Annotated in this window: 20 protein-coding genes and 1 riboswitch; of the genes, 7 read left to right on the forward strand and 13 right to left on the reverse strand. The window is 53.9% G+C overall.

The features are described from left to right. Positions 1-60: 60 nt before the first annotated feature. On the forward strand, positions 61-906 hold the full coding sequence (gene araC, locus ABLV11_RS27690) for an arabinose operon transcriptional regulator AraC (protein ID WP_004098545.1): 846 nt from the start codon (positions 61-63) through the stop codon (positions 904-906). A 128-nt stretch (positions 907-1034) separates the two neighbouring features. After that, positions 1035-1802, forward strand: a complete 768-nt coding sequence (locus tag ABLV11_RS27695; protein WP_004108185.1) for a DedA family protein — start codon at positions 1035-1037, stop codon at positions 1800-1802. On the opposite strand, the gene thiQ is transcribed toward ABLV11_RS27695, so the two are convergent. The 4 genes from thiQ to sgrR form a co-directional block, all read right to left on the reverse strand. After that, positions 1789-2490, reverse strand: coding sequence for a thiamine ABC transporter ATP-binding protein ThiQ (gene thiQ / locus ABLV11_RS27700; protein WP_004110537.1), 702 nt, complete (start codon positions 2488-2490; stop codon positions 1789-1791). The two genes, ABLV11_RS27695 and thiQ, sit on opposite strands and share 14 nt — an antisense overlap. Continuing rightward, a complete protein-coding gene (gene thiP / locus ABLV11_RS27705) occupies positions 2474-4084 on the reverse strand; it encodes a thiamine/thiamine pyrophosphate ABC transporter permease ThiP (RefSeq protein ID WP_126488449.1) in 1611 nt (536 codons plus the stop codon). The genes thiQ and thiP overlap by 17 nt, the downstream gene beginning before the upstream one ends. After that, entirely contained in the window at positions 4060-5043 is a 984-nt protein-coding gene (gene thiB, locus ABLV11_RS27710; protein WP_026055846.1) for a thiamine ABC transporter substrate binding subunit, read from the reverse strand. The genes thiP and thiB overlap by 25 nt, the downstream gene beginning before the upstream one ends. 31 nt (positions 5044-5074) lie before the next feature. Further along, a riboswitch (TPP riboswitch) is annotated at positions 5075-5237 on the reverse strand. A 37-nt stretch (positions 5238-5274) separates the two neighbouring features. Continuing rightward, positions 5275-6930: an HTH-type transcriptional regulator SgrR gene (gene sgrR, locus ABLV11_RS27715; RefSeq protein WP_032728894.1), complete on the reverse strand. Its 1656-nt coding sequence runs from the start codon at positions 6928-6930 to the stop codon at positions 5275-5277. Positions 6931-7017: 87 nt separating this feature from the next. Here sgrR and sgrT point away from each other — a divergent pair, with 87 nt between their 5' ends. Then, positions 7018-7170 carry a glucose uptake inhibitor SgrT gene (gene sgrT, locus ABLV11_RS27720; protein ID WP_004108171.1) on the forward strand — a complete coding sequence of 51 codons (153 nt, stop codon included), beginning with the start codon at positions 7018-7020 and terminating at the stop codon, positions 7168-7170. A 228-nt stretch (positions 7171-7398) separates the two neighbouring features. Further along, complete coding sequence (locus ABLV11_RS27725; protein WP_004108168.1) at positions 7399-8583, forward strand: sugar efflux transporter; 1185 nt, start codon at positions 7399-7401, stop codon at positions 8581-8583. Between the two features lie 47 nt (positions 8584-8630). Here the strand turns inward: ABLV11_RS27725 and ABLV11_RS27730 are convergent, their stop codons facing one another. Further along, positions 8631-9941: an MFS transporter gene (locus ABLV11_RS27730; RefSeq protein WP_004108165.1), complete on the reverse strand. Its 1311-nt coding sequence runs from the start codon at positions 9939-9941 to the stop codon at positions 8631-8633. A 231-nt stretch (positions 9942-10172) separates the two neighbouring features. Here ABLV11_RS27730 and ABLV11_RS27735 point away from each other — a divergent pair, with 231 nt between their 5' ends. After that, positions 10173-11069, forward strand: a complete 897-nt coding sequence (locus ABLV11_RS27735; RefSeq protein ID WP_004108162.1) for a LysR family transcriptional regulator — start codon at positions 10173-10175, stop codon at positions 11067-11069. A gap of 38 nt (positions 11070-11107) precedes the next feature. Here ABLV11_RS27735 and aroD read toward each other — a convergent pair whose 3' ends face one another. The 8 genes from aroD to leuA all read right to left on the reverse strand — a co-directional run bounded on the left by aroD (position 11108) and on the right by leuA (position 21117). Continuing rightward, positions 11108-11863: a type I 3-dehydroquinate dehydratase gene (gene aroD / locus ABLV11_RS27740; RefSeq protein ID WP_004108159.1), complete on the reverse strand. Its 756-nt coding sequence runs from the start codon at positions 11861-11863 to the stop codon at positions 11108-11110. Between the two features lie 33 nt (positions 11864-11896). After that, the gene (locus ABLV11_RS27745) at positions 11897-13111 is read right to left on the reverse strand and encodes an MFS transporter (protein WP_016807515.1); all 1215 of its coding nucleotides are present in this window, start codon (positions 13109-13111) and stop codon (positions 11897-11899) included. A gap of 11 nt (positions 13112-13122) precedes the next feature. Then, on the reverse strand, positions 13123-13986 hold the full coding sequence (locus ABLV11_RS27750; RefSeq protein WP_004108154.1) for a shikimate dehydrogenase: 864 nt from the start codon (positions 13984-13986) through the stop codon (positions 13123-13125). Between the two features lie 10 nt (positions 13987-13996). Further along, complete coding sequence (locus ABLV11_RS27755; protein ID WP_004108151.1) at positions 13997-16030, reverse strand: FAD-dependent oxidoreductase; 2034 nt, start codon at positions 16028-16030, stop codon at positions 13997-13999. 405 nt (positions 16031-16435) lie between these two features. Further along, complete coding sequence (gene leuD, locus ABLV11_RS27760) at positions 16436-17041, reverse strand: 3-isopropylmalate dehydratase small subunit (RefSeq protein WP_049094813.1); 606 nt, start codon at positions 17039-17041, stop codon at positions 16436-16438. Between the two features lie 10 nt (positions 17042-17051). Continuing rightward, on the reverse strand, positions 17052-18452 hold the full coding sequence (leuC, locus tag ABLV11_RS27765; RefSeq protein WP_004108147.1) for a 3-isopropylmalate dehydratase large subunit: 1401 nt from the start codon (positions 18450-18452) through the stop codon (positions 17052-17054). Positions 18453-18454: 2 nt separating this feature from the next. Further along, positions 18455-19546 (reverse strand): 3-isopropylmalate dehydrogenase, encoded by a 1092-nt coding sequence (gene leuB / locus ABLV11_RS27770; RefSeq protein ID WP_004108145.1) that lies wholly within the window; start codon positions 19544-19546, stop codon positions 18455-18457. Further along, positions 19546-21117, reverse strand: a complete 1572-nt coding sequence (gene leuA / locus ABLV11_RS27775) for a 2-isopropylmalate synthase (protein ID WP_004108142.1) — start codon at positions 21115-21117, stop codon at positions 19546-19548. Before leuA ends, leuB begins: the two co-directional genes overlap by 1 nt. A 786-nt stretch (positions 21118-21903) precedes the next feature. Between leuA and leuO the strand changes: the two genes are divergently transcribed. After that, positions 21904-22872: a transcriptional regulator LeuO gene (gene leuO, locus ABLV11_RS27780; RefSeq protein WP_097365569.1), complete on the forward strand. Its 969-nt coding sequence runs from the start codon at positions 21904-21906 to the stop codon at positions 22870-22872. Positions 22873-23263: 391 nt separating this feature from the next. Next, positions 23264-24988 (forward strand): acetolactate synthase 3 large subunit, encoded by a 1725-nt coding sequence (ilvI, locus tag ABLV11_RS27785; RefSeq protein WP_004108124.1) that lies wholly within the window; start codon positions 23264-23266, stop codon positions 24986-24988.

The following is a 24988-nucleotide window of genomic DNA, read 5'->3' on the forward strand; positions in this document are numbered from 1 at the left end:
AGGATAAAATACAAGGTATGGACAATTGGTGTCCTTAATGTCTCCGGGAGAGCAGAGTTTATGGCCGAAACGCAAAACGATCCTTTGTTGCCGGGTTACTCTTTTAATGCCCATCTGGTGACGGGCCTGACGCCGATTGAGGCCGACGGCTATCTGGATTTCTTTATTGACCGTCCGCTGGGCATGAAGGGCTATATCCTTAATCTGACGATCCGCGGCGAAGGGGTGATCAATAACCACGGGGAGCAGTTTATCTGCCGCCCCGGCGATATGCTGCTGTTTCCGCCGGGAGAGATACACCACTACGGCCGCCATCCCGATGCCCGCGAGTGGTATCACCAGTGGGTCTATTTCCGGCCGCGCGCCTACTGGCATGAATGGCTTAACTGGCCAACGATTTTTGCCCAGACCGGCTTTTTCCGCCCGGATGAGCAGTGGCAGGCGCGCTTTGGCGAGCTGTTCGGGCAGATTGTGGAGGCCGGGCAGGGCGCGGGGCGTTATTCCGAGCTGCTGGCGATCAATCTTATGGAGCAACTGCTGCTGCGCCGTATGGAGGCCATCAATGAATCGCTGCATCCGCCGCTGGATAACCGGGTGCGCGATGCCTGCCAGTACATCAGCGATCATCTGGCGGACAGCCATTTCGACATTGCCAGCGTCGCCCAGCACGTGTGCCTGTCGCCGTCGCGCCTGTCGCATCTGTTCCGCCAGCAGTTAGGGATCAGCGTACTGGGGTGGCGGGAGGATCAGCGCATTAGCCAGGCCAAGCTGCTGCTGAGCACGACGCGGATGCCGATCGCTACCGTTGGCCGTAACGTCGGTTTTGAGGACCAGCTCTACTTTTCGCGCGTGTTTAAGAAATGCACCGGCGCCAGCCCGAGCGAGTTTCGCGCTGGGTGTGAATAAAAAGTAAAGAAAGTGAAATGATGGCCCGGATTTTTAACACAGCCAGTAAACTATACAAACAAATGATGGCTTGACGAAGTATGAACGGCTCCGGAGAATCCGTGCTTCGTTTTTAATCCGGGTACATTATGCAAGCATTGCTGGAACACTTTATTACTCAATCGACGGTCTATTCCCTGATAGCCGTTCTGCTGGTCGCCTTCCTCGAGTCGCTGGCGCTGGTGGGGCTTATCTTACCGGGAACGGTGATGATGGCCGGATTGGGGGCGCTGATCGGCAGCGGAGAGGTTAACTTCTGGCAGGCGTGGCTGGCGGGGATTATCGGCTGTTTGCTCGGCGACTGGATCTCATTCTGGCTTGGCTGGCGGTTTAAAAAGCCGCTGCATCGCTGGTCTTTTTTAAAGAAAAACAAAGCGCTGCTGGATAAAACCGAACATGCGCTGCATCAGCACAGCATGTTTACCATTTTGATTGGCCGCTTTGTCGGGCCAACGCGCCCGCTGGTGCCGATGGTCGCCGGGATGCTGGATCTGCCGGTCGCGAAATTCATTCCACCGAATATCATTGGCTGCCTGCTATGGCCGCCGCTCTACTTCTTACCGGGGATACTAGCCGGGGCGGCAATTGATATTCCGGCCGATGAGAATAGCGCCAGCTTTAAGTGGCTGCTGCTGGGGGCGGCGCTGCTGGCGTGGCTGGCGGCGTGGCTGTGCTGGCGATTGTGGCGCAGCGCCAAAAGCGCCGGCGATCGTCTCACCCGCTTTCTGCCGCGTTCGCGCCTGCTGTGGATCGCGCCGCTGATGGTATGCGCCGCCGTCGCGGCCCTGGTGCTCGCCTTCCGTCATCCGCTGATGCCGGTCTATCTCGACATCCTGCATAAGGTTATTTTGCGCTAATTCCCAGTAGCGCCGAGGCGCTGCTGCTGCCGTTGAGCAGCGCGGCGGTCTCGCCATCCCAGGCAATCCGTCCCTCAGCCACGACCACCGACCGCGGCGCGATACGCGCAGCATCTTCCACGCTGTGCGAGACCATTAACAGCGTCAGCTGCTGTTGCCGGCAGATGTCGGCAACCAGGGTCAGCATCTCCTGACGCAGCGCGGGATCGAGCGCGGAGAAGGGCTCATCCAGCAGCAGTACCGGCTGCTGGCGTACCAGACAGCGCGCCAGCGCCGCACGCTGACGCTGGCCGCCGGAAAGCTCGCCCGGCAGCCGCTCTAACAAGGCGTCGATTCCCATCTGCCCGGCAATGGCCTGCAGGCGGGCGATCTGCGTCGCGTTCAGCTTGAGCCCCGGATGCATTCCCAGAGCAATGTTCTGGCGGATGGTGAGATGGTTAAACAGATTATTTTCCTGAAACAGCATCGATACCGGGCGACGCGCGGGCGGCGTGTAGGTATGGGGCTGACCATCGATCTCGATACTGCCGCTGGCAGGCGGCAGAAAACCGGCAATCAGGTTCAGCAGCGTACTTTTCCCGGCGCCGCTGGGGCCAAGAACCGCAATGCGCTCACCGCGTTCGACGGCAAGCGTGAAACGCATCGGCAGATGCTGATAAAGCCAGGTCACATCATTCAGTTTTAGCATCGCGTCCCGGAAGTTTTTCAATCACGCTAAAGAGTAAAAAGCACAGCAGCAGAAGCAGGAGGGCGGTGACGGCGCCGTCCTGGCTGCGATAAGAGCCAATTTGCTGATACAGATAAAAGGGCAGAGTACGAAAATCTTCGTTGCCGAACAGCGCTACGACGCCGAAATCGCCAATCGACAGCACACAGGCGAAGGCCAGCGCCTGGGCCAGCGGCCGTTTTAAAGCGCGAAGCTCGACCACCCGGAGGCGGGTAAAGCCGTGCATCCTCAGCGACTCGCAGAGGGTACCGTAGCGGGCGCCGATATCGCGCATCGGGTTTTCCAGCACCTTAAGCGCGTAGGGGATCGCCATCAGCGCATTGGTGAAAATGACGATGGCGTCGGCGGATTCCGGCAGGCCCACGCTATTATTGAGCAGCAGGAAGAAACCGGTGGCCAGCACGATGCCCGGCATGGCGAGGATCAGCATGCCGCTCAGCTCAAGCGCCTGACCGGCGAGAGGGCGACGGCGGGCGCGGAGCTCACGGCTGCTCCACAGCAGCATCATGGTCAGGATGACGCTTAAGAGTCCGGCGGCAAGGGCGATACGCAGCGATGTCCACAGCGCCTGCCAAAGCGCGGGCTGCTGTAGCACGCTAAACAGATTGCTGTTCAGCCCGTCGCCTATCACCGCCAGCAGCGGCGGTAGCAGCAGTAAAAGCGCAGCGCCGATCAGCGCCGTGTCGCACAGCCGGCTATATAGCCGGTCGTCGGGATCGCGCCAGCCGCGGATATGACTGGCCCCGATGGCGAGCGCTTTACTCAGGCGCTGGCTAAGCAACACCAGTCCGAGACAGCAGATCATCTGGATGAGCGCCAGCATCGCCGCGCGCGCCGGGTCGTAGTCGAAATTGAGAGCCTGGTAAATCGCCAGCTCGATCGTCGTGGCCCGCGGGCCTCCGCCCAGCGACAGCACGGTCGCAAAGCTGGCGAAACAGAGCATAAAGATCAGCGCCGCAACCGGCGGGATTTGCCGACGCAGCCACGGCCATTCAACCAGCCGGAAAAAGACGTAGCCGCGCATGCCGAGCTGGGCGGCGATTTGCCGCTGCTCGCCGGGGATATTTTCCAGCGTCTGCAGCAGCAGGCGCGTAGCCATCGGCATATTAAAGAACACGTGCGCCAGCAGGATCCCCTGTAGCCCGTAGGGCGAGAATTCCCACTGCCAGCCGAACGCGTTGCATAATTCAGCCAGCCATCCCTGACGACCGTAGACGCTCAGAATACCGAAGACCGCCACCAGTACCGGCAGGATTAAGGTCATGGCGCAAAGGCGCAGCAGCAGCGTGCGCCCGGGGAAACGTCGCCGGTACAGAGCGCGGGCGAGGAATATCGCCGGTAGCACCGAAAAAAGCGCGGAAAGGAAGGCCTGCCAGAAGGAGAAACGCACCACGTGCCAGAGATAGCCGTCGCTGATAAGCGCTTTCCAGGTGGTCTCCGGGGCGCTGAACCATAGCGCCAGAAAGGCGGCCAGCGCCACGACGACCAGAACGATGGCCGCCGTGAGTCCCGGCAGGAGCCAGCCGAAAGCTAGCGGCTGACGGCGCGTTGCCATGCGCTAATCCAGTTCTGACGTTCGGCGGCCACCTGTTGCGGTGTAAATTCGAGGGTCGTCTGCGGTTTCATCAGCGCGTCAAAGCCTGCCGGAAGCGCAACCTGAGTGACCGGATACATCCAGTTGCCGGTGGGGATCGCATTCTGGAAGCCCGGCGATACCATAAATTTGAGGAATTTTTCCGCCAGTTCCGGCTGCTTGCTGGCCGCGGTGCGGGCGGCGACTTCGACCTGCAAATAGTGTCCTTCAGCGAAGTTTGCCGCGGCGTAGTTATCCTTCTTCTCTTCGATAATGTGGTAAGCCGGGGAGGTGGTGTAGCTCAGCACCAGATCGCTTTCGCCTTTCAGGAACAGGCCGTAGGCTTCGCTCCAGCCTTTGGTGACGGTGACGGTTTTCGCCGCCAGCTTCTGCCAGGCTTCCGGCGCTTTATCGCCGTAGACTTTTTGCATCCACAGCAGCAGGCCCAGACCCGGCGTGCTGGTACGCGGATCTTCATAAATCACCCGCCATTTTTGCTCGCCCTCAACCAGCTCTTTCAGGCTCCTGGGCGGATTTTTCAGCTTGTTTTTATCGTAAACAAAGGCGAAATAGCCGTAATCGAACGGGACGAAGGTGTCGTTGTTCCAGCCGCCGGGTACGTTCACCGCGCTGGCAGGGACGCCGCTTTTGGCGAACAGCTTACTTTGCGAAGCCGCTTCCAGCAGGTTGTTATCCAGTCCCAGCACTACGTCGGCTTTGCTGTTTTTGCCTTCCATCCGCAGACGATTGAGCAGCGAGACGCCATCTTCCAGCGCCACGAACTTCAGCTCGCAGCCGCAGTCGGCTTCAAAGGCTTTTTTAACCGCCGGGCCAGGGCCCCAGTCGGCGGAGAATGAGTCGTAGGTATAAACGGTGAGCAGCGGTTTGGCAAAAACGGGCGCGGCGGCCAGCGCCAGCAGGGGGAGTAATTTTTTCAACACTTTGCACCTCAGAAAAAGGGGTGGCAAAGGATTTTGAGAGGGCCTCAAATCCCTTCGCCGGCGTTATCCGGATCAGGTTCGACGGGTATTTTCTCAGCCCATACGCTTTATCTTCGGGTTGCTTCCGCGCTAACCGCGCGTTGAAGCAACTTGAATGAGATTGCGTATGTTTATTAGCACCCCGTTGAGAACGGCAGTTAGTGTAATGATTTTGTCAGCGGACTGAAAGCATTACGGCTCCGGCGGCGCGAACCACGCGGATTTAAAGTCAAACCAGCCGAGCGTGTTCATGCGTACGCCGCGCATACTGCGCTGCCCCTGGATCATCAGCCAGTGGTGAATGAGCGGCACCACGGTTTGATTGGCCAACAGCTGCTGGCTCCAGGTCGCCGGATTCAGCTCACCCGCGCGCCAGCGAGCGGCGTCCTGCTCCCAGTCGATGGGGATACAATTGCGAATCAGGGGAACTTCATACAGCCAGGCAAACAGGGAGAAATCGATCGGCAGCGTAAAGTTGGCGCTGTTGAGCCATACGTCGCTGACCACCTCACCGCGGTGCCACTCCTGATACTCCAGTTCCTGGATCTCCAGCTTAACCTGATGCTCGGCCAGCAGCGTCGCCATGATCCCGCCCATCACGCGATGCTCGACGTGGTCCTGGTAGTAGGTCAGCCTGACCGTTTCAAGACCGGGTGGTTTTTCACAGGCGTGGCTGCGCGCATGATGCCAGCGGGGCAGCAGGCCATATGCCGGGAACCAGTTGCCCTGATAGTGCTCGCCCGCGTGATAGAGCAGATTAGCGGGCTGGAATACATAGCTTAGCCACTGGCGTACCGCGCTGTTCGCGCCGAGCGGGCTACGGGCATCGAACAGCAGGTAATAACACCCCTCTTCCAGACGGCTTTCCACCGCCTTTTCGCTTTGCGTGGTGCCCTGTAACGTTAACCCACCGTTGGGCTCTTCGCTGATTTCCGGCAGAACCCAGACGTTCACTTCATCGATCAGCGCCCGGTAGCCGAAATAGTCATCGAAGGCGTGAATTTTGAGCTGGTTCTGATTATTACGCACAACCGAGTAAGGCCCTGTCCCCACGGGGATGCTGGAGAAATTCTCCATCGTTCGCCACTCATGCGGAAGGATCATGGCCGGTACCTGGCTTAACAACCACGGTAGCCAGCGGTCGGGTTGGCTGAGATGAATGTCGAGAGTCCAGGCGGTGGGGGAGTCGATACGCTCGATGTGAGAGAAGAGCGGCAGCGCGTTACTGCGCTGCAGGGAGGTGATGACATCCTCCATCTCCAGCTCACGCCCATGGTGAAAATGAATGCCTGGACGCAGAAAAAAACGCCAGTGGGTCGGCGCGATCTGCTGCCAATGGTGAGCAATATCGGCTTCCAGTTCCCCATTTTCCTCATTTACTCGCGTCAGGGCGCTAAAAATCTGCCGGGCAATATGGGTTTCCGAGCGGCGCAGCGCGCTGCCGGGCAGCAGATTTTTCATCGGCCGGTAGTAGAGCACGCGCAGGATATGCCGACCCTGGCGAAAGCTGCGGCCTAAATGGGAAACCAGCATTTGGCGGACGGCGGCTTTATCGCCAACCAGCTGCACCAGCTGATCGATTCTGTCCTGCTCCAGCAGATCTTCCGCCCTCTGCTGCTGCAGCGCGAGACCGGTATAGAGAAAAGCGAGCCGGGAACGCTTGCCGCGTCCGGCCTCCGCCTCCCAGGTCAGCCAGCCGCGCGCCTCCATCATGTTGAGTAAGGTACGCATATGACGACGCGAGCAGCTTAGCATCTCTGCCAGTTCATTCAGCGTTGTCTCCTGCGACTTGCCGTCGCAGCACTGCCACAGGCGGATGAACTGCTGTTGTAAACGACCGGAAGACATAAAAGGGGAACTCCTGATAAAAACTCAGCAATTTATTACTTCCTATATTAAGTCAATAATCAACGTCGATGAAGCGAGGAGGTGAATATGATGGGGTCAACCATTAAACAGTTCTACCAACGCTACTTTTCTGCGACGCAGGATGCGTCCTGGCTGGCCCGCCTGATGGCAGGAAGACAGCAGGAAATTCTCGGCGAACTGATGCAGTGGGGAGTTACGTCGCAGGCCTCTGATCATTGACTTGCAGACATCATGTGTGACTGAGTATTGGTGTTATACTCGTCGTCTTTCAAGCTGCAGGTGCGTTGGCTGCGCCCGCTCGCCCGGGTCACATAGTTATCTATGTTCCCAGGGACTTACGTTCTGGCCGCCTGCCCGCAACTCGAAATCCATAGAGTATAGAATCACCCGCCAGCAGAAAACTTCTGCTGGCTTTTTTCGTTTTCTTCGCGTGCTTAAGGATATTTCATGCTGTGGTTAATGACGATGGGTCGACGTCTTAACGGCGTTTACGCCGCTTTTATGCTTGTCGCTTTCATGATGGGAATCGCAGGCGCGCTGCAGGCGCCGACGCTCAGCTTATTTCTCAGCCGCGAAGTGGGCGCGCAGCCTTTCTGGGTAGGGCTATTCTATACGGTTAACGCCATTGCCGGCATACTGGTCAGCCTGGCGCTGGCTAAGCGCTCCGATAGTCGGGGCGATCGCCGACGGCTGATTATGTTTTGCTGCCTGATGGCGGTGGGAAACGCGCTGCTGTTTGCTTTTAATCGTCACTATCTGACGCTGATTACCTGCGGGGTTATGCTGGCCTCCGTGGCGAATGCCGCGATGCCGCAGCTTTTTGCCCTCGCGCGGGAATATGCTGATAGCTCGGCGCGTGAAGTGGTGATGTTCAGTTCGATAATGCGTGCGCAGCTCTCGCTGGCATGGGTTATTGGCCCGCCGCTGGCCTTTATGCTGGCGCTGAACTACGGCTTCACCACCATGTTTTCGATTGCTGCCGGGATCTTTGTTATTAGCCTGGCGCTGATTGCTTTCAAGCTGCCCTCGGTCGCCCGCGTTGAACAACCCTCGGAAGGCGCTGAAGTTCTGGTACAGGCCGGAGGATGGCACGATAAAAACGTACGCATGCTGTTTATTGCCTCGACGCTGATGTGGACCTGCAACACCATGTATATCATTGATATGCCTTTGTGGATCAGTAGCGATCTTGGCCTTCCCGATAGCCTCGCGGGGATTCTGATGGGCACCGCCGCCGGGCTGGAGATCCCGGCGATGATCCTGGCGGGCTACTACGTTAAGCGCTGGGGGAAACGCAAGATGATGGTGACTGCGGTGGCGGCGGGCGTGCTGTTTTATATTGGTCTGATTCTGTTTCACGACCGCGTGGCGCTGCTGGTGTTACAGCTGTTTAATGCCGTGTTTATCGGCATTGTTGCCGGCATTGGCATGCTGTGGTTTCAGGATCTGATGCCCGGACGGGCGGGCGCCGCGACGACGCTGTTTACCAACAGTATCTCTACCGGGGTGATTCTGGCCGGGGTGATTCAGGGCGCACTGTCGCAAAGCTATGGGCACGCCAGCGTCTACTGGACAATTGCCGCTATCTCGCTGGTGACGCTATTTATGACCAGCCGGGTGAAAGATATCTGATTGTCGTTACCGCCCCGGCTGGCTACCGGGGCAGCGTCCCGGGCGGGTTATTTCAACACGATCCTTTTTATATCGCCGATAATAAAAATATAAGCGATAACGCCAATCAGCGCGGTTAAACCGATATAAATCAGTGCGTAGAAAAAATTACCGGTCATGGATATGATGACCCCGATAATTAACGGGGTAATAATTGACGCCATATTTGCACAGAAGTTGAAGATCCCCCCGGTGAGTCCGCCCATGTTTTTAGGCGCAATGTCTGAAATAAGCGTCCAGCCGAGTCCAACCATGCCCTGACCAAAAAAAGCGATCGACATAATAATAATAACAGCGGTGTTACTCTCGACCCAGTTAGCAATGATGATGCAGCTCGAAAGCAGCAGTCCGGAAATAATGGGTAGCTTTCTGCTAATATTTACAGAACGGGTTTTCTTTAAGATTTTATCGGATACCCAACCGCCGAAAAAGATACCGATAGCCGCGGCCAGGAATGGCCAGGAGGCGAAGAAACCCACGTGAAGCCACGGTAAATGGCGTTCGTTAGCCAGATAAGTGGGGAACCAGGTCAGGAAGAAAACCAGCGTGGTGTTACCGGCAAACTGCCCCAGGCTGGCGCCGATAATCTGTCGGCAGCACAGCAGGCGTTTGGCATCGGGCCAGTTAAACGGGATATTTTCATCGGCGCTAGCCGTATTTTCTACGCCGATATATTCCAGCTCTGCTTTATTTGCAGTCTTTGATTGATGCGGTTCATGATAAAATTTCCACCACACAAAAGTGAATGCAATGCCCAGGCCGCCGGTCAGGAAAAATAGCGTTCTCCAGCCATGATGCTCCAGAATTAAAAAAAGTAGCGGAGAGAATGCGGCCAGTCCAATATATTCACCGACGGTGTAAGTCGCCGTTGCCCGAGCGCGTTCATGCTGGGGAAACCATTTACTCACGACCCGACTATTCACCGGAAAGCAGGGGGCTTCGCTGATGCCTAAACCTAATCGCAGCAGCAGCAATGATTTTAAGCCTACGGAAAAGCTTTGTAATAGGGTAAAAGTTGACCAGAAGAAAATAGAAAGCGCGTAAGTTAATTTATTACCGAAGCGATCTAAAAACATTCCCCCGGGAATTTGTGCCAGCGCGTAGGTCCAGGCGAAAGCGGAAAAAACGATACCCATCATCGCCGGGTCGATATGGATTTCGCTCGTTAACTTAGGTGCAACAATACCTAAAATAGTACGATCGAGATAATTTATCATCGTCCCGATCGATAGTAACATTAAAATTACAATTCGTGTTTTAGTTCGCTTTTGCGTGGCCGACGGCAAAATCGGCCGTTCCTGAGCATTGAGTGTCCTCATAGAGAGTTCCTTTAAAGTTTAAAATATTTTTGCATGTATTTATGCATGCAGAAATACTCTGCTTAAGTATTGACTCTATCGATGATTGGTCATGCCTTGTTACCCCTGGAACGAAATGGTAAAACAATATTTGATATGACTCCGATATTTCTCCTTTCCGGCTCATCATAGATAGCTTGTATGGTATATTAAGCACATTAGTTTTATTTTTATATTATACGAGCAAAAATAATGAACCTAAAGCAACTTTATTATTTTAAGCGACTGGCAGAAACTGAGCATTACACTGAAGCTGCCTCCAGCCTTTTTATCACCCAACCGTCCCTCAGCCATGCCATATCTGAACTGGAGAAAGAGCTGGGAGTGGCGCTATTTGCCAGGAAAGGGCGCAATGTCAAGATTACGCAGAATGGTAGGCGCTTTCTGCCCTACGTGGAAGATGCGCTGGCCTCGTTAGAAAATGGCCGTATGACGTTGCAAAAAAATAGCGCTGAGAACAAAGAAAATATTCGCATTGCATTTATTTATACCATGGGCGAATATGTTGTTCCGCAGTTAATTAACAAATATTCGCTGTCACCATCTCGTCACAATGTGACATTTTCTTTTACTCAGGGAACCTCGTTAACCCTTCTCCAGGAACTGAAAGCCGGAAAAAGCGATCTGGCTATTTGTTCCTATATTGCGGATGAACCGGATATTGACTTTATTCCTATTATTCAACAAGAACTGGTCGTAGTGACGGCAAAAGATCATCCTCTGGCCAGGCTTTATGAAAATGAAGTCGACTTGGTGGAGACGATCCACTACCCCTATATCTATTTTTCAGAAAATAGCGGTCTGCGACCTTTTATTGATAACGTGTTTATGCAGCAAAAACTGGTTCCGGATATTGCCTGCTACGTTGATGAGGATACGGCGATGGCGGGGCTGGTTAGTATTGATTACGGTATTGCGATTATGCCGAGAATTTCCGCGCTGTCGTATTACAACGTGCATATCCTGACGATCAAAAATGCCATTCCTCCGCGTTATATCTATCTGGCGACTATGAAGGAGCGGGTACTTTCCCCGGCCATTCAGTCATTTAAAGATGTCATTATTAATGACAGCCAAAAAATCAGATAACAAGATGCCCGGAGGGTGACCTCCGGGCGATGGTTTCATCAGGAAAGAATATCCATCAGTTCACGCAGCTGGGTAATGGCGATTTGCCCTGGCGCAGAAGCCTGACCGACGGTGCCAAAGGTCATTGCTGAACCGAACAAACGGCCGGTTACCCGGCTCACGCCGCCGGATTTACCCATCGACATCGTGATTAATGGGCGAGTGGCATACTTCTCTTTCATCGTCAGCGTTGCCGAAAGCAGGGTCAGAACATCTTGCGGCGACTGTGGCATAACCGCGATCTTCGGCAGGTCAGCGCCAAGATCCTGCATGCGACGCAGACGGTAGATGATATCTTCCTGAGCTGGCGTTTTATGAAAATCGTGATTGCTCATGATAACTTTAACGCCCGCAGCGTGGGCATCGCTCACCAGCGAGCGAATTTGCGCTTCGTCGTTGAACAGCTCGATATCAATCACGTCGGTCAGACCGCTAACGGCCGCCTGGCGATTCAGCTCAAAATAGGCTTCGTCGCTGATTTCCGTTTCGCCACCCTCTTTTTTGCTGCGGAAGGTAAACAGCAGAGGAATCTCTTTCAGCAGCTGGCGAATTTCGCCCAGCGCCAGCAGAACCTGCTCAGTTTCTCTGACCTGGGTGAAGTGATCGACGCGCCATTCGATAATATCGGCTCCGGCGGTAGCCAGCGCGCGTGCGTTAGTCTGCAGCTCGGCAAGCGTTTTGCCGATCAGCGGTACGCAGATTAAGGTTTCCCCTTCCTGGAAGGTGATGTTTTTTACTGTTACTGCTTTAGTCATGTTGGTATCCATTATTCTTTTTGTCATTGACCATCAGGCGGTTGCTGCAACGCGGGATGTTTTTGCAGCGGCGCGAACCTGAAGCTGACGATAACCGATGTACAGGGCGATCACAAAGCCGACGATAGCGATCAGAAGATCGAACCACATAATGCTGGCGATACCAATCTTCGACAGTTTTGCCGTAATCAACGGGATCGTAAAGCTGGCCAGACTTCCTGCGGTATAAAAGATCCCGGTGGCTTTGCCTTTCCCGTTCGGAAAGCTCATGGCCATGATGGTCGCGCCTATCTGCAGCACGCCGCCAGCGGCGGCAAAGCCGATGATAAAGGCAAAGCCGGTCACAATCATTGGCGTCGGGAACAGGCAAACGATCAGCAGTGAAATCATCGACAGGAAAGTGTAGATGATCATAGCGACGGCTGAGCTGAATACCTCTTTAACAAAAGCCGCAGTGACGAATACGCAGGTCAGTGAACCGGCAGTATAGACGCTCAAGAGTTTAATAGCCGACTCGTGAGGGATGCCGGCAACGAACTCGCCGTACTGCGCTAACCACTGGCTTACCAGATAAAAAGTCGCCATACCGATATAACCGTACAGGGTAAAGATGACCATATCCAGTTTGCCGGAGTCCGCCTGCGGAGCGGCGGCGGCAGTCACTGATTTCTCTGCGGTTTCCTTTTTCGCCCGATGATCCGGGAAAGGCATTTTTATCAGGTAGACCGCGCTCAGGATCATTAATGCTGCAGCGATGATAAACGACCACCCGTACCACATATTCGCCCATATCAGCGCACCGATAATAAACGGCAGCAGGAACTGCCCGGCAGAGACAAAGGCTTTGATCAACACATTAGCCCGGCTGGCGGAGTTAGGGAAAGACTCCATCAGCGCCGGATAGGTACCGGAGTCGAGGAAGCTGTTCGCCAGGCCCGCCATAATGCCGCAGCAGTAGGCCAGATAGATGTTTTTCGTCAGCAGAATACCGAGGAAGAACACCACATAACTGGCTATGCCGAGATAGATAAAGGGTTTACGACCAAAACGGTCGGACAGGAATCCTGTCACGATCGTGGCGAGCTTACCGATCCCGAGCGACGAGATAACGATGGAGACGCCGGCAGCGTCGGTTCCCCATTGTTCCTGCAGATTCGCCATATTGAGGGTAATTAACAAAACCCCCATACCGTGGATCAGATAGTTAAGATATAGCCCAGCTGCCGTTGGGACATATTGATTTTTCATCGCGCCCATCCTTAGAACAGGATATTTTTGACGTGTTCAACCGGCATTTCTTTGCCTGTCCAGATTTCAAAAGCGCGCGCGCCTTGCCAGAGCATCATCCCCAGACCGTTGATGGTGCGGCAGCCTTTTTTCTCAGCCACTTCCAGCAGATAAGTTTTGCGCGGGTTGTAGACCACGTCAGAAACGATCAGGTCCGGGCGCAGGAAGCTGTCGTCAGGCAGCAGCATCTGGCCTTCAAACGGTTTCATCCCCACGCCGGTGGCGTTGGTCAGAATGACGCTGCTGTCGATTTCCGCGCGCAGTTTGTCATGATCGTCCAGATCGAACAGGTGGATCTCGCAGTTGGTGTTATTACGGATTTTGGCAACGGTCTGTTCTGCGTTGGCGAAGAATTTATCTTTGCGGTTGAAGATGGAGATCGCTTTGACGCCATCAAGCGCGGCCTGAACGCAGAGCGCGGTTGCCGCACCGCCAGCGCCCAGAACGGTCATTTTTTTGCCGATGATATCAATGCCTTCTTCTTTGAGCGCGCGCATATATCCGGTGCCATCGGTGATATGGCCGGTCAGGACGCCATTGTCGTTCACCACGGTATTCACCGCGCCAACCAGTTCTGCCGCCGGCGAGAGTTTGTCCAGATACTGGCAAATCTCCGTTTTGTTCGGCATGGAGACGTTACAGCCGCGCAGTTTTAATGCACGAAAACCCTGTACGACATCTTTCAGCTCTTCATTACCTACTTCGAACGCCAGATAAACGTAGTCCAGTCCCAGATGGGCAAAGGCTTCGTTATGCATAGTCGGCGACATGCTGTGACGAATCGGGGTCGCAATCAGGCCAATCAGCTCGGTGTGTCCAGTAATACGTTCTGCCATGATAAAGTCCTCAATATGTTAGAAATGGAATTTTTGTCGATTCGCGGTTGCCGAGAGCGCCCATATCTTCAAGGGTGTCCAGCACGTTGCGCCCTTCGCGCACGCCATCAATGATTCGCCGGGCCATCAGGCTGTCGCCGATGTTCATTATTTTTACGTTATTGGCTCTGGCCCATTGTTCAATCTCAGTGAGACCGGCGGTATTGGCGCGCATTCCCAGGCAGACGAAGCCGTAATCAAAAGGAATGTCAAAGGTGCCATCCGCATTTTTAACGGTGAAATGCGTTGGGGTGACGGCAACCAGCTGCGTACGCATGTGCTGTTCCACGTGATGTTCATCGAGCATGGTCAACATGGCATTTTTAGTAATGATGTCCAGGTCGCGTCCCGGCGCGTCCTGCATCTCGATAAGCACGGCGCTGGCGCCGCGCGCGGAGAAGTATTCAATAACATCCAGACCTACGGCGCCTGCGCCGACGACAGCGATGCGTTTACCTGTAGCATCGGCAAACTGGTCCAGATGATGAATCATGTTGGTGATGGAGAAGACGTTTCCGCCTTCGACATCGATGTTCTCGCGCAGTCCTTCAATTGGCGGCAGCAGAGGAACTGAACCGGTTGCGTTGACGATTAAATCCGGGCGAAGAGCGGAAACGGATGCCACGGTGGCGCGCTTGCCGACCTGCAGCATCAGGTTATCGAGCGAGGCGATACGGTTTTTCATAAACTGCGGAAAATCGGCGATACGCTTTTTCTCCGGCAGCAGGGAGATCTCGCTGGCCAGTCCGCCGATGCTGTGCTTCTCTTCCAGCAGCCAGGTATGGCAGCCGACTTCCGCCGCGGTGCAGGCCGCTTCCATTCCCGCCGTACCCGCGCCGATAACCACGACGTTGGTATCGCGGATAACGCGCTGCTGTTTATAGGCATCGCCGTGGATAATATCCGGGTTAATCGAGCAGCGCAGAGGGCGGGAGCGGGCGATGCGGTGATCCGCGCAGCCGATGTTGCAGGAGATGCATTTCCGCATCAAACGCTCGTTACCGCTCTGCACTTTTTGTACCCACTCCGGCTCGGCGATCAGTCCGCGGCCAATGGCTATCAGGTCAGCATCGCCGCTGGCGATAATATCTTCAGCGACTTTCGGGGTACGGATATTGCCGGCAATTACCGTTGGCTTGTGGAATTTGTCGCGTACCGCACGGGAGAGATAGCGCTTCCAGCCATCTTCCAGAGACATCTGGTCAATCTGGAAATTCAGGTTGTCGTTTTGCGCGGCGGAGACGTTGATAATATCGACTTTCTCCTGGCACAATTCGAGGATCCGCAAGGAATCTTCGAGCGTATTCCCGCCCTCCAGGAAGTCATCGGCGCTAATACGCAGGCTGACCGGGAAACGCGGACCTACGCAGGCGCGTACCTTATCGACGATTAAGGTTAATATTCTGGCGCGATTCTCTACGCTGCCGCCAAATTCATCGGTACGCTTATTAAACAGCGGTGATAAAAACTGACTAATTAAATAAGAGTGGCCGGCGTGAATTTCCACACAGTCGAAACCAGCGCGGCGAACGCGCTCCGCAGCATCACCAAACTTATCGACGGCATGATATATCTCGTCGTGCGTCATCGGACGGGGAATATTACCGTTCTTTTTGGACGGCGTGCTGGAAGAGGAAAGCGGCATTTCGCCGTTCAGGCGATATGCATAGGCCGATGCGCCAGCGTGGTTTAATTGAATACCGACGCAGGCGCCGTGTTTATGTAAGGTTTCGGTTAATTTGAACAGGCGCGGAATATACTGATCGTTATCGATACGCAGCTGGGTTGTGCCATTAGAAGCGAATGGAAAATCGATACAAATATTCTCGATAGTGATGAGGCCTGTGCCGCCCCGCGCGCGTAGCTCATAGTAGTCAATCTGTTCCTGAGTGACTTCACCGTTCAGGCTCGCCAGGTTGGTCCCCATTGGCGGCATAATGATGCGGTTTTTTATTGTCATCCCGTTAATGGTCAACGGGGAAAAAAGATGGGGGTAGTGGCTCATATGCTCTCTCCACTGGATGCCTGATGGCCGCTATTGGGCGATCCTGGCCGGTCCAAAGTTAATATTTCTCTGTGGGGAAAGATAACGAGGCGTCCAATAGAAAAATAATGCTTTTTTTTGCGTGGAGCTATAGGGGGACTCTATGGGATTAACATTCAATTCACATATTCATGTTTTTATCTTAAATATTTCAATCGAATTTTTACTTGTACTTGTGGAATGACACAAAAAAAATAGGTGAATGATTGAATAGATGCCCAATTGATAATGATTTATTTTTTTATCGGCAAATTTTTCTATCTATCAAATCAGTCTGGATATTATATATGTGCGCTAGATCTCATTTTCATCGGCAGAAAAAAGCCCGGATGTTCGTCCGGGCTGAGATAGCAATGGCGGTTCGCCTTAATTCATAAAAGCCGGCAGTTTTTTCTCATAGGCCGAGATGGCCTCTTCGTGCTGCAGGGTCAGACCGATGCTGTCCAGGCCGTTAAGCATGCAGTGGCGGCGGAAAGCGTCAATTTTAAAGCTCCAGGATTTATCGCCAGCTTTCACGACCTCGGCTTGCAGATCGACTTCAAACTTAATGCCGGGCTGAGACTGGACCAGCTTAAAGAGCTCATCAACCTGTTCTTCGCTCAGCGTGACCGGCAGCAGCTGATTGTTAAAGCTGTTGCCATAGAAGATATCGGCGAAGCTGGGCGCGATGACGACTTTAAAACCGTAATCGGTCAGCGCCCACGGCGCATGCTCGCGGGAGGAGCCGCAGCCGAAGTTTTCTCGCGCCAGCAGGATAGAGGCGCCTTTATACTCCGGAAAGTTCAGCACGAATTCCGGGTTAGGCTGTTCGCCTTTATCGTCCAGGAAGCGCCAGTCGTTAAACAGATGGGCGCCAAAACCGGTACGCGTGACTTTCTGCAGAAACTGTTTTGGAATGATTGCATCAGTATCGACGTTCGCGGCATCCAGCGGAACCACCAGGCCGGTATGTTTGATAAATTTCTCTGCCATGAGGGTTTCCTTATTTCAAGCTACGGATATCGGCGAAATGACCGGTAACGGCCGCCGCGGCTGCCATGGCCGGGCTAACCAGATGGGTGCGCCCGCCGCGGCCCTGACGGCCTTCAAAGTTACGGTTGCTGGTGGAAGCGCAGCGCTCGCCCGGATTCAGGCGGTCGTTGTTCATCGCCAGGCACATAGAGCAGCCGGGTAAACGCCACTCAAAACCGGCTTCAATAAAGATTTTATCCAGACCTTCCGCTTCGGCCTGCGCTTTCACCGGGCCGGAACCAGGAACGACCAGCGCCTGAACGCCCGGCGCCACTTTACGGCCTTTAGCGATCTCGGCGGCCGCGCGTAAGTCTTCGATGCGCGAGTTGGTGCAGGAACCGATAAAGACTTTATCAATCGCTACTTCGGTTAACGGTACGCCAGATTTCAGCCCCATATAGGCCAGCGCTTTTTCCGCGCTTGCGCGCTCTACCGGGTCGTTGAACGATGCCGGATCCGGGATGATGTCGGTGACGGATATCACTTGCCCTGGGTTGGTGCCCCAGGTGACCTGCGGAGCAATATCTTCCGCCTGCAGCGTGACAACGCTGTCAAACGTCGCGCCATCATCGGTAGTCAGGGTCTTCCACCAGGCGACGGCTTCGTCAAAATCCTGGCCCTTCGGCGCGTGCAGACGGCCTTTCACGTAATCGAAGGTGGTTTGGTCTGGCGCCACCAGGCCCGCTTTCGCGCCCATTTCGATTGCCATATTGCACAGAGTCATACGGCCTTCCATGCTTAAATCACGGATGGCTTCGCCGCAAAATTCGACAACATGACCGGTGCCGCCGGCGCTGCCGGTTTTACCGATAATCGCCAGAACGATATCTTTGGCGGTGATGCCCGGGGCTGCTTTACCCTTGACCTCAATCTTCATGGTTTTGGCGCGGCCCTGCTTCAGCGTCTGCGTTGCCAGAACGTGCTCGACTTCGGAGGTGCCGATACCGAATGCCAGCGCGCCGAATGCGCCATGGGTTGCCGTATGGGAGTCGCCGCAGACGATGGTCATGCCCGGCAGGGTCACACCCTGTTCCGGCCCCATCACGTGCACGATGCCCTGGTAAGGGTGATTCAGGTCATACAGTTCAACGCCGAACTCTTTGCAGTTTTTAATCAACTCCTGCATCTGGATACGCGCCATTTCGCCGGAGGCATTAATGTCTTTAGTTTGCGTCGATACGTTGTGATCCATCGTGGCGAAGGTTTTACCCGGCTGGCGTACCGGACGTTTATGGGCGCGCAGGCCGTCAAACGCCTGCGGCGAGGTCACCTCGTGAACCAGATGACGGTCAATGTACAGCAGCGGGGTTTCGTTTTGCGCTTCATAAACGACGTGAGCATCAAACAATTTTTCGTATAACGTCTTCGCCATGATTACACCCCTTCAGCGACATAGCGGGCAATGATATCGCCCATTTCATCGGTACTGACCGCCGCCGCACCGCGCGCTAAATCGCCGGTACGTACGCCTTCTTCTAATGCGCGGTTGATCGCGTTCTCAATCGCAGTGGCCGCGTTGTCGGCATCCAGGCTGTAGCGCAGCAGCAGCGCCAGCGAGAGGATCTGCGCGATAGGGTTAGCGATGTTTTTGCCGGCGATATCCGGCGCGGAGCCACCTGCTGGTTCATATAAACCAAAGCCTTGCTCGTTGAGGCTGGCTGACGGCAGCATGCCCATCGAACCGGTAATCATGGCGCATTCGTCAGAAAGGATGTCGCCGAAAAGGTTGGAACACAGCAGAACGTCGAACTGAGACGGATCTTTAATCAGCTGCATGGTGGCGTTGTCGATGTACATATGCGACAGCTCAACGTCAGGATACTGCTTACTGATTTCACTAACGATTTCACGCCATAAAATAGAGGACTGCAGGACGTTAGCCTTATCAATAGAAGTCACTTTGTGACGACGTTTACGGGCGGATTCGAAGGCAATGTGCGCGATACGCTCAATCTCGAAGCGGTGGTATACCTCGGTATCAAATGCTTTTTCATGCTGACCGCTACCTTCGCGACCCTTCGGCTGGCCAAAGTAAATGCCGCCGGTCAGTTCACGCACGCATAAAATGTCGAAGCCGTTGGCGGCGATATCGGCGCGCAGCGGGCAAAACTCTTCCAGCCCCTGATACAGCTTAGCCGGACGCAGGTTGCTGAATAATTTAAAGTGTTTCCGCAGGGGCAGCAGCGCACCGCGCTCCGGCTGCTCAGCGGGCGGCAGATGCTCCCATTTCGGTCCGCCAACGGAGCCGAACAGAATTGCGTCAGCCTGCTCGCAGCCTTCAACGGTAGACTGAGGCAGCGGAGTGCCCTGACGATCGATGGCGATACCGCCAACGTCATGCTGGCTGGTGGTAATGCGCATATCAAAACGGTTGCGAACGGCTTCCAGTACTTTCATTGCCTGGTTCATGACTTCCGGGCCAATACCATCACCTGGTAAAACAGCAATATGGTAATTCTTCGACATTACACGGTTTCCTTATTGTTCTCTTTATTCTGAGCTTTGCGTTGCAATTCTTTTTCGACTTCAGCGGCGCGCCAGATATTGTTCAGGACGTGAACCATCGCTTTCGCGGAGGATTCCACGATGTCCGTCGCCAGGCCAACGCCGTGGAAGCGGCGGCCGTTGTAGTTTGCCACGATGTCCACCTGGCCCAGCGCATCCTTGCCCTGACCCTTGGCGTTCAGGTCATATTTGACCAGCTCAACCTCATAGCCGGTGATGCGGTTAATCGCCTGGTAGATGGCGTCAACCGGCCCGTTGCCGTTGGCGGCCTCAGCTTTGGTTTCTTCGCCGCAGACCAGCTTCACGGAGGCGGTTGCGATGTCGCTGGAACCGGACTGCACGCTGAAGTAATCCAGACGGAAATGCTCCGGTTCTTCCTGCTGTTTGTTAATAAAGGCTAACGCTTCCAGGTCATAGTCAAATACCTGGCCCTTTTTATCCGCCAGCTTCAGGAACGCTTCATACAGGTGATCCATGTTGTAGTCGCTGTCCTTATAGCCCATCTCTTCCATACGGTGTTTCACCGCCGCGCGGCCGGAGCGGGAAGTCAGGTTCAGCTGTACCTGGTTCAGACCGATAGATTCTGGCGTCATGATTTCGTAGTTTTCGCGATTCTTCAGCACGCCATCCTGGTGAATACCGGAAGAGTGGGCGAAGGCACCGGTACCGACGATCGCTTTGTTGGCAGGAATCGGCATATTACAGATCTGGCTGACGGTCTGGCTGGTACGCCAGATTTCCTGGTGATTAATGCGGGTGTGCACATTCATAATGTCTTTGCGCACTTTAATCGCCATAATCACTTCTTCCAGCGAGCAGTTACCCGCGCGCTCGCCGATGCCGTTCATTGCGCCTTCAACCTGGCGAGCGCCGGCATGGACTGCGGCGAGGGCGTTACCCACCGCGATACCCAAATCGTCATGGGTATGGACGGAGATAATGGCTTTATCGATATTGGGAACGTGTTCGTACAGGCCGGTTATGATATTGGCGAATTCGAACGGCATGGTGTAGCCGACGGTATCAGGGATATTGATGGTCGTTGCGCCGGCATTTATCGCGGCTTCGACGACGCGGGCCAGATCGGCAATCGGCGTACGGCCAGCATCTTCACAGGAAAACTCAACGTCGTCAGTGTAGTTGCGGGCGCGCTTAACCATATAGATGGCGCGTTCAATCACTTCATCCAGATTACTGCGCAGCTTGGTCGCGATGTGCATCGGTGAGGTGGCGATAAAGGTATGAATACGGAAGGCTTCCGCGACCTTCAGCGATTCCGCCGCAACGTCGATATCTTTCTCAACGCAGCGGGCCAGCGCACAAACGCGGCTGTTTTTGATGGTGCGTGCGATGGTTTGCACGGATTCAAAATCGCCCGGGGATGAAACCGGAAAACCGACTTCCATCACGTCAACGCCCATCCGCTCCAGGGCCATAGCAATCTGCAGTTTCTCTTTCACACTCAGGCTGGCTTGTAACGCTTGTTCACCGTCGCGTAAGGTTGTATCGAAAATAATGACTTGCTGGCTCATGGTTTAGATCCTTGGTCTGTGTCCTGGCGCCTTGCTAGCGAGCATAAAAAAACCCGCGCATTGGCGCGGGTTTTATAGTCTTGCTGGAAGATGACTTAACGATGAACGTCGCCCAACAGCCTACCGCGCAAAATGGATGCGTTTAGTAGTAGTAGGCTGAGAAAGCGAATGCTGCGAATCATTGCGTCATGCTCCAGATGAAATCGTTATGCTTTTAGAGTTACTGGATATGGGTTTTGATGTCAACCCCCGGGCGTAGAAAACGTCTTTTTACCTAACAGGCGCATTAGCTAATTGTGCTGACGATCGCGCTTTTTGGCCGATGATCCTTTTTTGGACATCACTTCATGTTGAGTTATTTTCACCATTTGATAATTTTTATTTTCAATTGAATCTTCATGGATATCGCTGTCGCGCAGGATGATATCCTGATGAAAATTATAAACTTATTTGTTTTGTGAATGTGTTTGTGAATATGATGGTTCATTATCAATGATAATAAAATGTGAAGTTTAAGGATGGCTTAAGCTGATATTTTAATAATGCTTAAGTTAAAGTTAACCACTGCTGTTATTGTTTATTTTTGATATTTATGGGTACACTTGATTTTATCAAGTAAACAATATGGTTTAAGTGGTCGCGGGTACTTTCAAATGCAGACTTTTCGTCGCCACTCATAACCTTGATATATTCCTAAAATTCATCTTTGCCCTTTTGTAAATGTCATATGCATGATAAATGATATTCTGAGAATTAATTACTGCACTTTGGCAAAGGGAATTTAGCGTGACAGTGGAGTTAAATATGTTAAATGAAGGTACTGAATATAAGTCGACCTCTGAGGTAGAAAACACAAAACCCCAGCTGCGGATGGTCGACCTCAATCTGTTAACCGTATTTGATGCGGTAATGCAGGAGCAAAATATCACCCGTGCGGCGCACTCTCTGGGAATGTCCCAGCCGGCGGTCAGCAATGCGGTCTCGCGCCTGAAAGTGATGTTTAATGATGAGCTGTTTGTTCGTTATGGGCGCGGCATCCAGCCTACGGCGCGGGCTTTCCAGCTATTTGGTTCCGTACGGCAGGCTCTGCAGCTGGTGCAAAACGAATTACCGGGCTCGGGCTTTGAGCCGCTCAGCAGCGAACGGGTCTTTAATTTATGCGTGTGCAGCCCGCTGGATAACGCTTTAACTTCGGTTATTTTCAACAAAGTTGGCGAGATTGCGCCCAACATTCATTTGGTCTTTAAATCGGCATTGAATCAAAACACGGAACATCAATTACGCTATCAGGAAATTGAATTCGTTATTGGTTATGAAGAGTTTCGTCGTCCTGAGTTTGCCTGCGTACCTTTATTTAAAGATGAAATGGTACTGGTGGCAAGTCGCAAGCATCCGCGTATTTCCGGGCCGCTGATGGAAAATGATATTTATCAGGAGGAGCACGCCGTTGTCGCTCTTGATCGTTACGCATCATTTAGTCAGCCATGGTATGACACTGCGGATAAACAGTCTCGTATTGCCTATCAAGGCAACGCAATGGTTAGCGTATTAAACGTTGTTTCCCAAACCAATATGGTCGCTATCGCGCCGCGCTGGCTGGCCAGCGAGTTCGCCGATAAGCTGGATTTGCAAATATTACCTCTACCGTTGAAGGTCAATAGCCGTACCTGCTATCTCTCCTGGCATGAAGCGGCAGGCCGCGATAAAGGCCATCAGTGGATGGAAGAATTGCTGGTGAGTATCTGCCAGCGCTAAACTGTCGCAATACAAACGGGGGCTTCGGCTCCTGCTTTGTGTGACAAAAATCACTAAATGCAGAATTTTATTCTGTTTGCATTGTTCGGTAACCAACGCGGTCAGATAAAAAATGGATGATTTGCTGCTGTTGGTTATTTTCCCCGAGCATTGACTATCATATTTTCTTATCGCCGAAGTTTTTCACCGTGTTTTACCTGCGAATCTTTCTTTTATTCTTTTAATGCCGGTCAAGCGCCGACGCTCGCCAATTGCCTGCCCGTAAGCGAGCAGTTATGGTAACGGCATGCAGTCTATTCATCTCAATGCGAAGCTATTGCGCTTCGTCTTGTGCGAGCGCGCGGAAATCGGATTCCGCTGTCGTTAAAAACAATAAGCCGGGAGGCAAACCATGGAGATGTTGTCAGGAGCCGAAATGGTCGTCCAGTCGCTGGTCGATCAGGGCGTCAAGCAGGTGTTCGGTTATCCCGGGGGCGCGGTCCTCGATATCTATGATGCGTTACACACCCTTGGCGGAATCGATCACGTTCTGGTCCGTCATGAGCAAGCGGCCGTTCATATGGCGGATGGTCTTGCTCGCGCAACGGGCGAAGTCGGAGTGGTACTGGTGACCTCGGGCCCGGGGGCGACCAACGCCATCACCGGCATTGCGACGGCTTATATGGATTCCATCCCGCTGGTGATTCTTTCCGGCCAGGTCGCGACCTCCTTAATTGGTTACGATGCTTTCCAGGAGTGCGACATGGTTGGCATCTCCCGACCGGTGGTAAAGCACAGCTTTCTGGTTAAGCAAACCGAAGATATTCCCGGCGTACTGAAAAAAGCGTTTTGGCTGGCCGCCAGCGGGCGCCCTGGTCCGGTCGTCGTGGATTTACCGAAAGATATTCTCAACCCGGCTAAAAAACTGCCCTACAGCTGGCCGGATACGGTTAGCATGCGTTCTTATAATCCGACGACGTCCGGTCATAAAGGGCAGATTAAGCGAGCGCTGCAGACGCTGATAGCGGCAAAAAAACCGGTCGTTTATGTAGGGGGCGGGGCGATCAATGCGCAATGTGAACCGCAGCTATACGCGCTGGTTGAGAAACTGAAGTTACCGGTAGCTTCATCTCTGATGGGGCTGGGCGCTTTCCCTGCGTCGCACCAGCAGGCATTAGGGATGCTGGGCATGCATGGGACCTATGAAGCCAATATGACCATGCACAATTCCGACGTGATTTTCGCCGTTGGCGTGCGCTTTGACGATCGTACGACGAATAACCTGGCCCGCTACTGTCCGAACGCTACGGTGCTGCATATTGATATCGATCCGACTTCGATATCCAAAACCGTTCCTGCCGACGTGCCTATTGTGGGTGACGCTCGCCTGGTGCTGGAACAGATGCTGGAGCTGCTCGAACACGAGGAGACACAGCAGCCACTCGATGAAATTCGCGACTGGTGGCAGCAAATTGAACAGTGGCGCGCGCGTCACTGCCTGCAATACGACACGCAAAGCGGCAAGATTAAACCGCAGGCGGTTATTGAAACGATCTGGCGGCTGACTAACGGCGATGCGTACGTAACGTCCGACGTCGGTCAGCATCAGATGTTCGCCGCTCTCTATTATCCTTTCGATAAACCGCGGCGCTGGATCAACTCGGGTGGTCTGGGAACCATGGGGTTCGGCCTTCCTGCTGCGCTTGGCGTGAAGATGGCGCTGCCGGAAGAGACGGTCATTTGCGTCACCGGCGATGGCAGTATCCAGATGAATATCCAGGAGCTCTCCACCGCGCTGCAGTACGAGCTGCCGGTGCTGGTGCTGAACCTGAATAACCGCTACCTCGGGATGGTGAAGCAGTGGCAGGATATGCTCTATTCGGGCCGCCATTCGCAATCCTATATGGAGTCACTGCCTGATTTTGCCCGCGTAGCGGAAGCCTATGGCCATGTGGGCATTCGTATTAGCGACCCGCAGGAACTGGAAGCGAAACTCGCTGAGGCGCTGGCGCAGGTGCGTAACAATCGACTGGTTTTTGTCGATGTGACGGTTGATGGCAGTGAGCATGTATACCCTATGCAGATCCGCGGCGGCGGTATGGACGAGATGTGGCTGAGCAAAACGGAGAGGACCTGA

The organism is Klebsiella sp. GW_Kp181, assembly GCF_040062315.1.
GTDB classification, from domain to species: domain Bacteria; phylum Pseudomonadota; class Gammaproteobacteria; order Enterobacterales; family Enterobacteriaceae; genus Klebsiella; species Klebsiella oxytoca.